The following is a 13,657-nucleotide window of genomic DNA, read 5'->3' on the forward strand; positions in this document are numbered from 1 at the left end:
CTTGGCCGACCGCAGCCTGCTCGATCCGCCGCCAGCCTCGCTCAAGGTGCGATTTGCGCCGGGTTTCGGCCAGCGCGTCCTCCTGACGGTCGACACCGAAGAGGAATTCGACTGGTCCAAGCCCTTTTCTTCCGAAGGACACGGCATCGGCCACGTGCTGCGCATCGCCAAATTTCAGGAATTCTGTGAAGGCATGGGCGTGGTGCCGGTCTACCTCGTGGACTGGCCGGTCGCCACCTCGCAGCGGGCCCGCGATATCCTCGTCCCGCTGGTGCAGCAGGGCAAGGCCGAGATCGGCGTGCAGCTCCACCCGTGGGTCAATCCGCCGCTCATCGAGGAAACCAGCGTACACAACAGCTTCGCCGGAAACCTCCCGCCGGATCTGGAGCGCGACAAATTCAACCGGCTGGTCGACGCGATCGAGGACAGCTTCGGCATCTTGCCGCAAATCTATCGAGCAGGAAGGTACGGAGTGGGGCCTGCGACTGCGCGCATGCTGAAGGACCGCGGCATCGCCATCGACAGTTCAGTGCGGCCGCATCACGATTATTCCGCACAAGGCGGGCCGGATTTCCGCCGCCACCCCGACCATCCCTATTGGTCCGACGAGGAGCGGCGGCTGGTCGAACTGCCGCTCACGACCAGCTTCTGGGGCATGCTTCGTCGGCAGGGCGCGCTCGTCCAGCCACTGCTGCGCAGTTTCCCGAAACTGGGCGGCGTTCTCAATCGGCTGGGCCTGTTCGAACGCATTCCGCTGACGCCGGAAGGCACCAGCAAAGAAGAGGCGCTGCGCTGCATCGACATGGCGCTGGACGATGGGCTGGAATTGCTGGTCATCAGCTTCCACAGCCCCTCGCTCGTGCCCGGGCACACGCCCTATGTCCGCACCGAAGACGACCTGGACGATCTCTACGACTGGTTGCGCGGGGTCTATGCCTATTTTGCCATGCGCGGCGTGCGGCCCACAACGGTGCGGGAAATCGTCCAATCGGTGGAGGTCTGACGCTTGCGTATAAGCGAAGGCGCGGCTAGTCGCGGCATTCGCCAGATCGGCGGATGGCGTGGGCCTGTAGCTCAGTTGGTTAGAGCTGGCCGCTCATAACGGCTAGGTCGCGGGTTCGAGTCCTGCCGGGCCCACCAGCCAGTCCGTCCATCCGGTCGTGTTTGCCCGTGTCGGGGAGTAGCGCAGCCTGGTAGCGCATCTGTTTTGGGAACAGAGGGTCGCAGGTTCGAATCCTGTCTCCCCGACCACACGGCAAACTGAGGGAAGGAGGACAGACTGACCGCCTCCACCTCTCCCGCAGTCCCCGACCGGCGCGCAATCTGGGCGATTGCCCTGCCCGCCATGGTGACCAATGTCGCGACCGCGCTGATCGGGATCGGCGACATGTGGATCGTGGGCCAGCTGGGCGATGCGCCGACCCAGGGTGCGGTGGACGTGGGGGCACGTCTCTTCGCCGTGCTCTTCACGGTCATGAACTTCCTCAAGACCGGCACCACCGGCCTCGTCGCACAGGCCGGGACGCGGTCCGGCATGGATGCGCAAGTCTCTGTGCTGGTGCGCGGACTGGTCGTGGGACTTGCCATTGCGGCCATGTTGCTGTTGGCAAAGCCAGTGCTGCTGCCGCTTTCGCTGGAGGCGCTGGGCGCCGGGGGCGCTGTGCTGGACGCCGCGCGGGTCTATGCCGAAATCCGCTACTGGTCCGCGCCGGCCGTCATGGCCAATCTCGCGCTCATCGGCTTCATGGTCGGCCGGCGGCAGATGACCGCCGTGCTGTTGTTCGAAGTGGCCTACAACCTTGCCAATATCCTGCTTGGCCTGTGGTTCGTCTTCGCGCTGGACTGGGGCATTGCCGGCATCGGCTGGTCGAGCCTGATTGCCGAATACGGCAAGCTGGCCGCGCTTGCGCTGTTCCTCGCCCGCGGCGAATTGCTGCGGCAGGTGGCAGCCGCGCTCAGGGAACGCTCGACGCTGGAGTGGCGGTCCCTGCGACCCTTCCTGTCGGTCAATCGGGACCTGTTCCTGCGCACGCTGGTGCTGACCGTATCGCTTGCCGCGCTGACGCGCCTTTCGGCAGAGCGCGGTGCGGTGCTGCTCGCAGCGAACGGCATCCTCTACCAGATGTTCATCTTTACTGCCCTGCTCCTCGACGGGTTCGAGAACGCGGCGCAGGTCCTCAACGGCGAGCGGGCAGGCGCAAGCGACCGGAGGGGCTTTGTCGCCTATGCGCGGGCGATACTGCTGCGCGGAATGGGTGCCGCGGCGGTTGTCGCGCTTGCCTTCGCCTTGTTCTCGGCCCCGGTGCTGGCGAGTTTTGCGGCGACGGCGGACGTGGAAGCCACTGCGCTGGTGCTGGCCCCGTGGCTGATCGTCATCCCCTTTGCAGGCGTCGCCAGCTTCGTCCTCGATGGAGTGTTCGTAGGCGCCAGCTGGACGCGGGCGCTGCTCGTTTCGATGGGTCTGGCGTCTGCTGTCTACGCCGCAACACTATGGCTCAGCTGGCCGCTCGGCGCGCATGGGCTGTGGCTGTCGTTCACCGTGTTCCTTGTGGCGCGGGCCGGTTTCCAGCTACTGCTGATGCCGCGCCTGCTGGACCGGGAGTTCGGTGCGAGACCGTCCGCCTAGGCGCGGGCGGCGCGCAGTTCGTCCTCGCCGCGCCACTCGGTGACGACGTTGTTCTTGTCCATCTTGCCGTCGTGGACGATGCGATTCCGCCCGCCCTGCTTGGCGGCATAGAGCGCCGCGTCGCAGCGCGCGAAGAGCCTGCCGTAACCTTCGCCCTCGTCACGCCCGGCAACGCCGAAGCTTGCCGTGAGGCGGTGATCTTCGGGCATGCCTTCGATGGCGCGGTCACCGAAGCGGCGGCGTACGCGCTCGGCCATGGCCATGGCTGCCGCGCCGTCACAATTCCATGCGAGAACGCAGAATTCCTCGCCCCCGATGCGACCGGCAATGTCGGTGTCGCGAATGGTGGAGCGGATGACCTCGCCGAATTCGGCAATCGCATTGTCGCCGGTCTGGTGGCCGTAGACGTCGTTGACCGCCTTGAAGTGGTCGATGTCGGCGACGACGAGCGAGACGGGCACGGCTTCCTGCTTAGCCTTTTCCAGCCAGGCAATCACGTCCTGTTCGAAGGCGCGGCGCGTCCGGAGGCCGGTCAGCATGTCGAGTTCGGCCTTCTCGCGAACGGCGACCATCTGGTCGTAGATGCAGGCGCCCAACAGGACCAGCGCGCTCGAGAGCGAGATGATCGAGAGCGAGAGGTTCACGACCGAATAATAGATCGATTCGCGGTATTCGCTGGCGATGATGCTGCCTTCGAACATCAGCGTGATGACCGGGCGGATCAGGAATTGCGCGGCCAGCAGCACGTGCATGAAAATCACGAAGCGGTCGATTACCTCGCGCCGGTGCGCATTGAGCAGCGACATCAGGCCGATGACATACATCACGCCGTATCCGGTGTTCACGATGATCAGGCGCGACGAAATGTCCGCCGAGACCGCCACGGCCACGGCAAGCGTCACAGCCGACAGTCCGTAAACAAGCAACAGCGCGCCGAGATAGGGCGGCTGGCCGACACGGCGCGTCAGGCCCCAGATTGCCGATGCGACGCTGAGCGAATAGAAGAACTGCGTGAGGTGGAACACGTAGCTCGACGCGGTGTCGAGCAGGTGCGTCACCGTGAATCCGACGGTGAAGAAGAAATAGGTTGCGGCGAAAGCGAGGACGTAATTGTCCATCTTCCCGCGCTTCCAGATCACGAGGAACAGCACGCAGAAGATTACCGCCGAAAGCGGAGTAATCAGTCCGATTATCTGTTCGCGCATGCGTGGTTTCCCCCCGAAAGCCCCGAACTAACCCGCGAGGGTTAATTTGTTGTTTAGGAAAAGCGCGATTATCGAGTGATTTTCGCCCTTTACCGGGTAGCGCCCTTAGTTAGCGGGGGCAGCACCGCGCAATATCGGGCCTTCCCGATTGGCGAGGATTCCCACAACCTCGGTCCAGACAGCGACATTCTGGCGCAGCTGCACGGGGTCGATCTTGTCGAGCGTGTCGTCGGCCGTGTGGTGCAGGTCGAAATAGCGGGTGCCGTCCTGCCGCAGGTCAATCAGTGCCCCGCCCTGCTCGCGAACCAAGTTGAGGTCGGCCCCGCCGCTCGCCACGCCGCGCGACGGCGCGACGCCGAACCGCGCGACGGCGCGCGCGATCTGGCCGAAGATCGCCGGGTCGCTGGCAGTGAAATTGGTGTCGAATTTCCAGATTCGGTCGGCGCCGAAATCGCTTTCGAGACCGACATAGACCGGCTCGTCAGCATGGGCCTTGGCATAGGCATCGCTGCCCCACAGGCCCGTCTCCTCGGCTCCTGCGAACAGCAGGCGGATAGTGCGCAGGGGCCTGCCCTGCGCCGCGACATGCTTTGCTGCCGCAGCGATAATGCCGCAGCCCGCCCCGTCGTCGATCGCGCCCGTGCCGAGGTCCCAGCTGTCGAGATGGCAGGCAAGCAGCACCGGCGGGAGCGAGGGATCACGCCCGGTGATCTCGCCCACGACGTTGCCGCTCGTGGTCGTGCCGAGATCGCGCGGCGTCAGCAGCAGCTTCATGCGCACCGTTTGGCCGCGCGCGAACATGCGCTCCAGATTGTCGGCATCGGGGTTGGACAGCGCCCCTGCCGGGATCGGCTCAACCCCTTCGGAAAAAGTGGTTGTTCCGGTGTGCGGCACACGGTGATTGTCGGTTCCGACCGATCGGATGACGGTTGCAATCGCGCCCTTGCTCGCGGCCAGCGAAGGCGCGGTCCAGCGCGCGGGTCCGGCAAAGCCGTAGCCCGAACCGTCCTGTGCAGGGCGCATGTCGTGGCTCACGAAGGCGATCTTGCCTGCAAGGCTGCCTGCTTCCGCGTCGCGCAGATCGGCGAAGCTGGGGAAATAGACCACCTCCGCCTCGATCCCCTCGGGGCCGGTCGAACTGGTGGTCGAGAGGGCCGTGATCGCCATCGGCTGGGCGAAGGGCGCAGTGACCCAGGCAAGTTCCTGCCCGCGCACCCAGGTTTCCATCTCGAAGGGTTCGTCCGCCACATTGGCAAAGCCGTTGCGCTTCAGCCAGGCCATCGCCCAGATGCGGCCACGCGCCTCTTGCTCGGTGCCCGGCATGCGCGGACCGACTTCGGTGGTGATACCCTCCACGAAATCCCACGCGATGGTATCGCCGGTCAGGGCCTCGTCGGCGGTATTGGCTAGGGCCGGTACGGCGAAGGCGAGCGCGGCAAGCGCAACGATCTGTTTTTTCATGGCGCGCTTGCTAGCAGCCGCAGCCGTCCTGCCAAGCGTCAATCGGGCGCGCGCGCCGCGAAACCGCTCTGGTCGAAATAGCGCACGGTCTTTTCGAGCCCTTCGCGCAACCGCGTGGTTGCCTCCCAGCCGAGCATTTCACGGGCAAGCGTCGTGTCCGGACGGCGGCGGCGCGGGTCGTCCTGCGGCAGCGGCTTGTGGACCAGCTTCGAGCGGCCGCCGACGATGTCGAGCACGGTCTGCGCCAGTTCCAGCATCGAAAACTCGGCCTCGTTGCCAAGGTTCACCGGACCGGTCGTATCGGCATCTGTCGCCATCATGCGCACGCAGCCGTCGACCAGGTCGTCGACATAGCAGAAGCTGCGCGTCTGCTCCCCGTCGCCGAAGATGGTGATGTCCTCGCCCCGCAGCGCCTGCAGGATGAAGTTAGACACCACGCGCCCGTCATTGGGATGCATGCGCGGGCCATAGGTGTTGAAGATGCGCACCACCTTGATCGGCAGGTCGTGCTGGCGGCGATAGTCGAAGAACAGCGTTTCCGCGCAGCGCTTGCCCTCGTCATAGCAGGACCGCGGGCCGATCGGATTGACGTTGCCCCAGTAGGTCTCCGGCTGGGGATGCACGTCGGGATCGCCGTACACCTCGCTGGTCGATGCCTGCAGGATCGGCACGCGCAGCCGCTTGGCAAGGCCGAGCATGTTGATCGCGCCGATGACGCTGGTCTTGGTCGTCTGGACGGGGTCGAACTGGTAGTGGATCGGCGATGCAGGGCAGGCGAAATTGTAGATCTCGTCCACCTCTACCGACAGCGGCATGGTGATGTCGTGCCGAACCAGCTCGAAACGCGGATGGTCGAACAGGTGCGCGACATTGGCGCGGGCACCGGTGAAGAAATTGTCGACACACAGCACCTCGTGCCCTTCGGCAAGCAGCCGGTCGACGAGGTGCGAGCCGAGAAATCCCGCCCCGCCCGTCACCATGACGCGCTTGGTCAGCGAATAGCGCGACAGGGCGCTCGGTTTGTCGGAGCCGCTCATGTACCGGCCATGTCCTCCCAGAAATGAACTGCCCGCTCAGCGCCCTTGCTGTCGGGGTCGAACAGCGCCTCTACCGCATCGGCGAAGCGCTCTGTATCACCCATGTGGGCCCGCGCGGTAGTGGCCTGCGAGTATCTCTGCCAGTCCGCTTCGTCCTTCGACAGCGCCAGCATGGCATGGGCGATCCCTTCCGCCGATTGCGGTTCGACCACATGGCCGGTGACCCCGCTGCGCACCAGCGCATCGCGCGAGCCGACGGCAGTGGAAACGATTGCCGGCACGCCGAAGGCCGCGGCCTCGTTGACAACCAGACCCCATTGTTCCTCGGTGCTGACAAGGCACAGGGCCAGTGCGCGGGCGAGCCGCACCGACACCTCTTCGGCCCGCAGGAAACCGGTAAACTCGACGCCCTCGCCCGCCTGTTCCTTCAAAGCGGTGGCCAGTTCACCGTCGCCGGCGAGGACAAGGCGGCGTGCATCGGGCCCGGCAAGTTCGCGATATCGGGCGTATCCCGCGAGCAGGACCGGCAGGTTCTTCTTCTCCACGAAGCGCCCGACGAACAGGAAGTCCCTTTCTTCCCAGCGCACCGCTTCGCCCGCGCCTTGCGCGCGGATGCGGTCGAGGCCCACGCTGTCGTAACCCGGGAGGATCGGCTTGTCGCCGAAACCGAGGAAGCGCAAATATTCGCGCTGCCTCAGGCCGCCCACGATCGCCGCGCGATAGGAGGACAGCAGCCGCGCTTTGGCCTGTTCGCGCGGCAAGGTGCGGGGAAAGTCGTCGAATTTGCTTTCGGTCATCATGACCACGCGCTTGCCCGCAGCGGCCAGTCTCCACGAAAGAGCGATGATGTCGCGTTCCGAATAGGGCACGCCGATGCAGACCATCTCCGCATCGCGCACCGCCTTCATCGCCACACGGTAGCGGGCAAGGTGGCCGACCTCGTCATAGGACTTGCCGGGAAACAGCGTGACGTGGCGCGCTTGCTCGATGCCCTCGGCCGGCTCCCACGCATAGGTCGCGCTGGTGGTGGCATATTCGACCGCCAGCACCTCGGCCCGCCCAGCCAGCCGGCGTGCCGCCGCCTCGACCCGGTCGACGTGATAGGCGGCAAACTGCGAAAACAGGATCGCGACCTGCGGCAGCTTGCCCGTGTTGGCTGACCCTTCGTCCATTGCCGCCAACCGCTAGGCCAAGGGAGGCCGTAATGCCACCCTCCGGCTTGCCCCAGGCCACAGCTACGACTATCTGGCGCGCAACCTTTCCATTCCCGAACAGAATCGCTCGAAGGACACGCCCGATGGCCGCCCAATACGCCTTTGTCATGAAGGACATGACCAAGACCTTCCCCGGTGCAAACAAGCCGGTGCTGAACAACATCAACCTGCAGTTTTACCAGGGCGCCAAGATCGGCATCGTGGGTCCCAACGGCGCGGGCAAGTCGACGCTGATCAAGATCATGGCTGGCATCGACAAGGATTTCACGGGCGAGGCATGGCCGGGCGAGAACATCACCGTCGGCTATCTCGAGCAGGAGCCCGAGCTCGACCCGACCAAGACCGTCCTTGAAAACGTGCGTGAAGGCGCGAAGGAAACGGCCGATCTCGTCGCGCGCTTCAACGAAGTCAGCGCGCTGATGTGCGAGCCCGACGCCGATTTCGACGCGCTCGGCGCGGAAATGGGCGAACTGCAGGACAAGATCGACGCGGTCGACGGCTGGACGCTCGACAACCAGCTCGAAGTCGCGATGGAAGCGCTGCGCTGCCCGCCGGGCGACTGGCCGGTGAAGGACCTGTCGGGCGGTGAGAAGCGCCGTGTGGCGCTCACCCGCCTGCTGATCCAGAAGCCGTCGATCCTGCTGCTGGACGAACCGACCAACCACCTCGACGCAGAATCCGTCCAGTGGCTGGAAAATCACCTCAAGGAATACGCCGGTGCGGTGCTGATGATCACCCACGACCGCTACTTCCTCGACAATGTGGTGGAATGGATCCTCGAACTCGACCGCGGCAGCTACTACCCGTACGAAGGCAACTACTCGACCTACCTCGAGAAGAAGGCCAAGCGTCTCGAGCAGGAAAGCCGCGAGGAAAGCGGCAAGCAGAAGGCCCTGCAGCGCGAACTCGAATGGATCCGGCAGACGCCCGCCGCCCGCCAGACCAAGTCCAAGGCGCGTATCCGCAAGTTCGAGGAGCTGCAGAACAGCCAGGACAACCGTGCCGTCGGCAAGGCCCAGATCGTCATCCAGGTCCCCGAGCGTCTCGGCGGCAAGGTCATCGAGGCCAAGGGCATTTCCAAGGCCTATGGCGACAAGCTGCTGTTCGAAGATCTCAGCTTCACCCTGCCCCCGGGCGGCATCGTCGGCGTGATCGGCCCCAATGGCGCGGGCAAGTCCACGCTGTTCAAGATCCTGACCGGCAAGGAAGAACCCGACAGCGGCACGATCGAGATCGGTTCGACCGTGCGTCTCGGCTATGTCGACCAGAGCCGCGACCACCTGAACCCGCAGAACAACGTCTGGGAGGAAATCTCCGACGGGCTCGATTACATGAAAGTCAACGGGCAGGACATGTCGACGCGCGCCTATGTCGGCGCCTTCAACTTCAAGGGCCCGGACCAGCAGAAGAACGTCGGCAAGCTGTCGGGCGGTGAACGCAACCGCGTCCACATGGCGAAGATGCTCAAGGCGGGCGGCAACGTCCTCCTGCTGGACGAACCGACCAACGACCTCGACGTCGAAACGCTCGCCGCGCTGGAAGACGCGATCGAGAATTTCGCCGGCTGCGCCGTGGTCATCTCGCACGACCGCTTCTTCCTCGACCGCCTGGCCACGCACATCCTCGCTTTCGAGGGCAACAGCCACGTCGAATGGTTCGAAGGCAACTTCGAGGCTTACGAAGAAGACAAGCGCCGCCGCCTCGGCGATGCGGCCGACCGTCCGACGCGTCTCGCCTACAAGAAACTGACGCGTTAAGGCTGGCGTCACAGTCGACCGGCCAGGAGGACTTTCAAGGGGGGAAATCTTGAGCCGGAGGACTGCAAGCCATAGCGAGAGATATGTCTGGCCGCTGGTCTACAGCCTGGCCTGGCTTGTCTGCGCCTATATCGCGCTGGAGCTGACGCAGGGCGAGGACGGGATCGCTGCCGTCTGGCCGTCTAGCGGCATTTTCGTCGCCTCGCTTCTCCACCTAGGACGGTCCGGACGCCTCGCGACGACCGTTGGCGTCGGCATTGCGAGCCTGGTGGCGAACTATGTCGGCGGCCTCTCGCCGCTCGCCTGCTTCGGCTACACGGTCGCAAACCTCGCCGAAGGCTGGCTGGTCTTCTACCTGATGGGCGGCGAAAAGAGCCGCGGCAAGCTGCTGGCGCGGCCGATGAACCTGATCCGCTTTGCCGCCTCTGCCATGTTCGTCGCCATGCTCAGCGCAGGCGTCGCCGGCGTGCTGTCGGCCAAGTTCGATCTCGACTTCCTGACCTCTTGGGCGACGACTGTCGGCCTCGGCATGCTGATCGTGGCGCCGTTCATCCTCTTCCTCGTCCAGAGCGACGAGGGGCGCAAACGACTGGTCAGCGTGCGGACGGTCTGGGCGCTGATGCTGGTGGCGGTCGCATCGCTCGCCGCCTTCGGGCAGGCCCAGGTCCCGCTGCTTTTCCTTCCCGTTCTGGCGATCTCCATCGCCACGGCCGCACTCGGCCTCAGCGGCGCGGCGCTTGCCCTGCTGGTGGTGGCGGTCATCGGATCGGTGCTGACGGTCTACGATACCGGACCGGTCAGCGGCTATTTCCCGCTGCAGGGCCAGCAGGTCCTGTTCCTGCAGGTCTATTTCCTCGGCCTGCTCGTCAGCGCCATGCCGGTCGCCCTGATGCTGGCGCAGCGCCAGCGCGACCTCGTCAAGCTGTCGACCAGCAACCGCTTCCTCACTTCCGCCGAAAAGGCAGCCAAAGTCGGCCACTGGCGCTACGCCCCGTCGGACGGCGCGGTCTATCTCTCCTCGGAAGCGCGTCGCATGCTGGGCGAGGACGCGCGTCCGCATACGGTCGCCGACATCGCCGACCTCTTCCACGACGACGACCGCAAGCGCGTGGCGCACGTGCTGCTGCAATCGCTGGCCACAGGCGTGCCCTTCGTGTTCGAGGCGCGCATTCCGGGACCGCAGGGCGAGATGTTCGATACGGAATGCCGCGGCGAGGTCGAATGGGCCGACGACCCGCAGAAGATCGCCATTTTCGGCACGATGATGGACATCACCGACCGCGCGAACACCATGCGCGAACTGGCGAACGCCCGCGCCCATGCCGAACGCGAGGCACAGGAAACCCGCCTGCTGGCCGAAACCGACCACCTCACGGGCATCGCCAACCGCCGCAAGATCCTGTCCGACCTCGAACGCACCGTGCTCGACGGGCGTGCGCGTTCCGAGAAGGTGGCCATCGCCATGGTCGACGTCGACCACTTCAAGTCGATCAACGATCGTTTCGGCCACGAAGCGGGCGACCGCACGCTGCAGCAGCTTGCCTCGATCTTTATGGACCGGTTCGCCGATGCGGGAATGGTCGGGCGCTTCGGCGGCGAGGAGTTCCTCATCGTGACCCGCGGCCTCGGCGCCAGCGAACTGGATGCGCGCTGCACCGCACTGCGCGATTTCCTGTGCGCCTATGCCTGGCCGGTCGAGGGGCTGAGCGAACTGACGCTCAGCATCGGGATCGCCGAACTGGGCGAAGGGGCTAGCGAAACCGACCTCCTCAACGCCGCCGACAAGGCGCTCTATTTCGCCAAGCGCGGCGGGCGCAACCGCTCGGTCGTGTTCGAAGGCAATCTGGTCAGGGTGTAAGCCAGCGGTCGCCCTTGTCGCCGATCAGCGCGCGGCGATGGCCTTCGTGAGACAGCCAGTACCAGTCCACTTCCGACTGCGTTATCAGCAACACGGCGAAATTGGCCCGCGCTGGCACCAACTGCTCATCGGTCGGCTGTTCGCCCTGCGCCCAGTCGGGCAGCCCGCTCGACGGACCATCGCTTTCCTCGCCCGGCGCAGCGCCGAGGTAGCACCTACGAGCGAAATTCGTGCTCGAGGCCCAGGCCGCATCGGCCAGCGGCGTATCCGTTTCGATCCGTCCCCGGCCCCGGCAGCGCAACTGCACCTTCGCATCGGGATCGTAGAACAGCACTGCCATGTCGGCTCCCGCGCCGATCACCTCCACCTTCGGCGAGCGGATATCGGTGTGGAACCGCAAGGTGGAACTGTCGGTGTCGAATTCCCGCAGCACCATGATCCGTGCGTCGGCATCGGGGGTTATCACGACCGGCGTGTGCATCGCCGACTTGCGGCCCGATGCGGCCATGGCGAGGCGATCGGCGATATCGGCGCGGACCTTGTCGAGCGTGTCGTACATGGGATTGCAAACGCACCAGAGGCGGCTTGGTGTCAAGACGTCGATATTCAGGTTGAAGCTTTGAAACATGAACGGGAGGCCGGCAGGCCGGTTCAGTTACAAGACAGGACGTTCTGCTACATCGTGTTACATCGAAGTAGGAGCCGCGGGTGGTGGAGCGGTCTCACGAGCGAAAAAGGATAGCTCAATGACTGTGACCAAGCTGATGAAAGGCAGTGCCCTGGGTGCCCTCGCGATTGCGATGGCGACCACGGTCCTGCCCGCCCAGGCGTCGGCTGCCGAAGCCACCGCGCAGGAACGCCCCGACCGCGAGCGTGGCGAGCGCCGCCAGGAACGCCGCGGTGAGCGCAGCGAACGCCGCGAAGTTCGTCAGGAACGCCGCGAAGCCCGTCCGCAGCAGCGCGAGGAGCGCCGCGAGGTGCGCCAGGAACGTCGCGTGGAACCCGGACCGCGTATCGAGCGCCGTGCCCCGATCGAGAACATGCGAGAGCGCCAGATCGACCGTCGCCAGACCGTTGCTACCGCGCAGGCGCGTGGCGAGGAGCGTCGCGGTCGTGACTGGAACCAGTCGGAGCGCCGCGCGGAAGTGGCCCAGGAACGCCAGGGTCGCGACTGGAACCGCTCGGAAAGCCGGGATGATCGTCGCAGCGAACGCCGCGAGGATCGCCGTGACGACCGCCGGGCAGAACGCTGGGACGGCAACCGCGATGCCGCGCGCATCATCCGCCGTGAACGGGTCGAGGACGCCCGCCGCGAAGCCTATCGCGACGGCCGCCGTGACGAGCGCCGGGGCGATTACCGCGAGAACCGCGAGATCCGCCGCGATGCCTATCGTGACGGTTACCGCGACGCTCGCCGCCACGACCGCAACGACCGCCGTGCACGCTATTACGACGGACGCCGCTGGCACGATTACGACCGGTGGGACCACCGTCACTGGCGCTCGAACACGCGCTACGACTGGTACCGCTATCGCAATCACAACCACAGCATTTTCCGCCTTGGCCGCTACTACGCGCCCTATCGCGGATACAGCTATCGCCGGCTGAACATCGGTTTCTATCTCGGGGACCTGTTCTTCGGCAGCCGCTACTGGATCAACGATCCCTGGCGTTACCGCTTGCCGGAAGTCTACGGCCCCTATCGCTGGGTCCGCTATTACGACGACGTGCTGCTGGTCGATATCTACAGCGGCGAAGTGGTCGACGTAATTTACGACTTCTTCTGGTAAGCCCTTTTCGGGCTCCTGCCCGAAGGGTGAAGAGTGGTCCTTCGGGCAAGATACCCCCGCCGAGCGATCGGCGGGGGTTTTTCTTGGCCTCAGCCCGGCACCTTGCCGAAGGGCAGCATGCGGAAGATGCCGCCGTTCTTGTCGAAGAAGGTGTGCTTCAGCGCCCCAAGGATATGCAGCGCGATGAGGTAGATGAAGACTTCGCCGCCGGTCTTGTGGAAGCCGATGATGGCCTTGCCCGCATCGGGGTTTTCGCCCACCGGAAGCGCCGGCAGCGAGAAGATGCCGAAAACATCGACGCCCAGACCGAAGAAGGACCCGGCCAGCCAGCCGCCGATCGGCAGGCCGATGAGCAGGACGTAGAAGATCACGTGGACCGTACGCGCCAGCACCCGCTCCCAGTTTGCCAGATTGCTCGGCAGCGGAGGGACCGGATGGGTCCAGCGCCACAGCAGGCGGCCGATCGTCAGCAGCAGGATGGTGATGCCCAGCGCCTTGTGATTGGCCATCAGCGGTGCCTTCTCCGCATCGCCCAAATGCTCTGCTGCCTCGACGATGCGCCAGTTCACGATCACCGCGACCGCGATAACCCAGTGAAATATTATCGCGCCGACCGAATAGCGGCGGCCGCTGGTGGTGGTATCCATTGCCTCTCTCCCCGAAGTTTGCGGAGAAACTAGACGTTTGCGTGTGCGGCACAAGATGCCGC

At 64.9% G+C, this 13,657-nt stretch carries 11 protein-coding genes and 2 tRNA genes; 7 read left to right on the top strand and 6 right to left on the bottom strand.

Annotation, left to right across the window (positions count from 1 at the left end; genetic code table 11):
- The first annotated feature begins 1 nt into the window (after position 1).
- The 4 genes from LC083_RS01715 (at position 2) to LC083_RS01730 (ending at position 2,626) form a co-directional block, all read left to right on the top strand.
- Positions 2-1,003 (top strand): polysaccharide deacetylase family protein, encoded by a 1,002-nt coding sequence (locus tag LC083_RS01715; protein ID WP_226698928.1) that lies wholly within the window; start codon positions 2-4, stop codon positions 1,001-1,003.
- Between the two features lie 60 nt (positions 1,004-1,063).
- Positions 1,064-1,140, top strand: a tRNA-Ile gene (locus tag LC083_RS01720).
- Positions 1,141-1,174: 34 nt separating this feature from the next.
- Positions 1,175-1,251: transfer RNA gene (locus LC083_RS01725), tRNA-Pro, on the top strand.
- Positions 1,252-1,345: 94 nt separating this feature from the next.
- A complete protein-coding gene (locus tag LC083_RS01730) occupies positions 1,346-2,626 on the top strand; it encodes an MATE family efflux transporter (RefSeq protein ID WP_226698929.1) in 1,281 nt (426 codons plus the stop codon).
- Here LC083_RS01730 and LC083_RS01735 read toward each other — a convergent pair.
- The 4 genes from LC083_RS01735 to LC083_RS01750 all read right to left on the bottom strand — a co-directional run bounded on the left by LC083_RS01735 (position 2,623) and on the right by LC083_RS01750 (position 7,501).
- On the bottom strand, positions 2,623-3,831 hold the full coding sequence (locus LC083_RS01735) for a GGDEF domain-containing protein (protein WP_226698930.1): 1,209 nt from the start codon (positions 3,829-3,831) through the stop codon (positions 2,623-2,625). The two genes, LC083_RS01730 and LC083_RS01735, sit on opposite strands and share 4 nt — an antisense overlap.
- Before the next feature lie 105 nt (positions 3,832-3,936).
- Positions 3,937-5,292, bottom strand: coding sequence for a M20/M25/M40 family metallo-hydrolase (locus tag LC083_RS01740; RefSeq protein WP_226698931.1), 1,356 nt, complete (start codon positions 5,290-5,292; stop codon positions 3,937-3,939).
- A 38-nt stretch (positions 5,293-5,330) separates the two neighbouring features.
- Entirely contained in the window at positions 5,331-6,329 is a 999-nt protein-coding gene (locus LC083_RS01745; RefSeq protein ID WP_226698932.1) for a UDP-glucuronic acid decarboxylase family protein, read from the bottom strand.
- Positions 6,326-7,501 carry a glycosyltransferase gene (locus LC083_RS01750; RefSeq protein ID WP_226698933.1) on the bottom strand — a complete coding sequence of 392 codons (1,176 nt, stop codon included), beginning with the start codon at positions 7,499-7,501 and terminating at the stop codon, positions 6,326-6,328. The genes LC083_RS01745 and LC083_RS01750 overlap by 4 nt, the downstream gene beginning before the upstream one ends.
- A 125-nt stretch (positions 7,502-7,626) precedes the next feature.
- Between LC083_RS01750 and ettA the strand changes: the two genes are divergently transcribed.
- Positions 7,627-9,300 carry an energy-dependent translational throttle protein EttA gene (gene ettA / locus LC083_RS01755; protein ID WP_160607545.1) on the top strand — a complete coding sequence of 558 codons (1,674 nt, stop codon included), beginning with the start codon at positions 7,627-7,629 and terminating at the stop codon, positions 9,298-9,300.
- Positions 9,301-9,349: 49 nt separating this feature from the next.
- Positions 9,350-11,158, top strand: a complete 1,809-nt coding sequence (locus LC083_RS01760) for a diguanylate cyclase (protein WP_226698934.1) — start codon at positions 9,350-9,352, stop codon at positions 11,156-11,158.
- On the opposite strand, the gene LC083_RS01765 is transcribed toward LC083_RS01760, so the two are convergent.
- Positions 11,148-11,717 carry a pyridoxamine 5'-phosphate oxidase family protein gene (locus LC083_RS01765; protein ID WP_226698935.1) on the bottom strand — a complete coding sequence of 190 codons (570 nt, stop codon included), beginning with the start codon at positions 11,715-11,717 and terminating at the stop codon, positions 11,148-11,150. The two genes, LC083_RS01760 and LC083_RS01765, sit on opposite strands and share 11 nt — an antisense overlap.
- A gap of 187 nt (positions 11,718-11,904) precedes the next feature.
- Between LC083_RS01765 and LC083_RS01770 the strand changes: the two genes are divergently transcribed.
- Complete coding sequence (locus LC083_RS01770) at positions 11,905-12,948, top strand: RcnB family protein (protein WP_226698936.1); 1,044 nt, start codon at positions 11,905-11,907, stop codon at positions 12,946-12,948.
- An 89-nt stretch (positions 12,949-13,037) separates the two neighbouring features.
- Here LC083_RS01770 and LC083_RS01775 read toward each other — a convergent pair whose 3' ends face one another.
- Positions 13,038-13,595 (bottom strand): cytochrome b, encoded by a 558-nt coding sequence (locus LC083_RS01775; protein ID WP_226698937.1) that lies wholly within the window; start codon positions 13,593-13,595, stop codon positions 13,038-13,040.
- Between the last annotated feature and the right edge of the window lie 62 nt (positions 13,596-13,657).

The organism is Qipengyuania gaetbuli (assembly GCF_020524765.1).
GTDB classification, from domain to species: domain Bacteria; phylum Pseudomonadota; class Alphaproteobacteria; order Sphingomonadales; family Sphingomonadaceae; genus Qipengyuania; species Qipengyuania gaetbuli_A.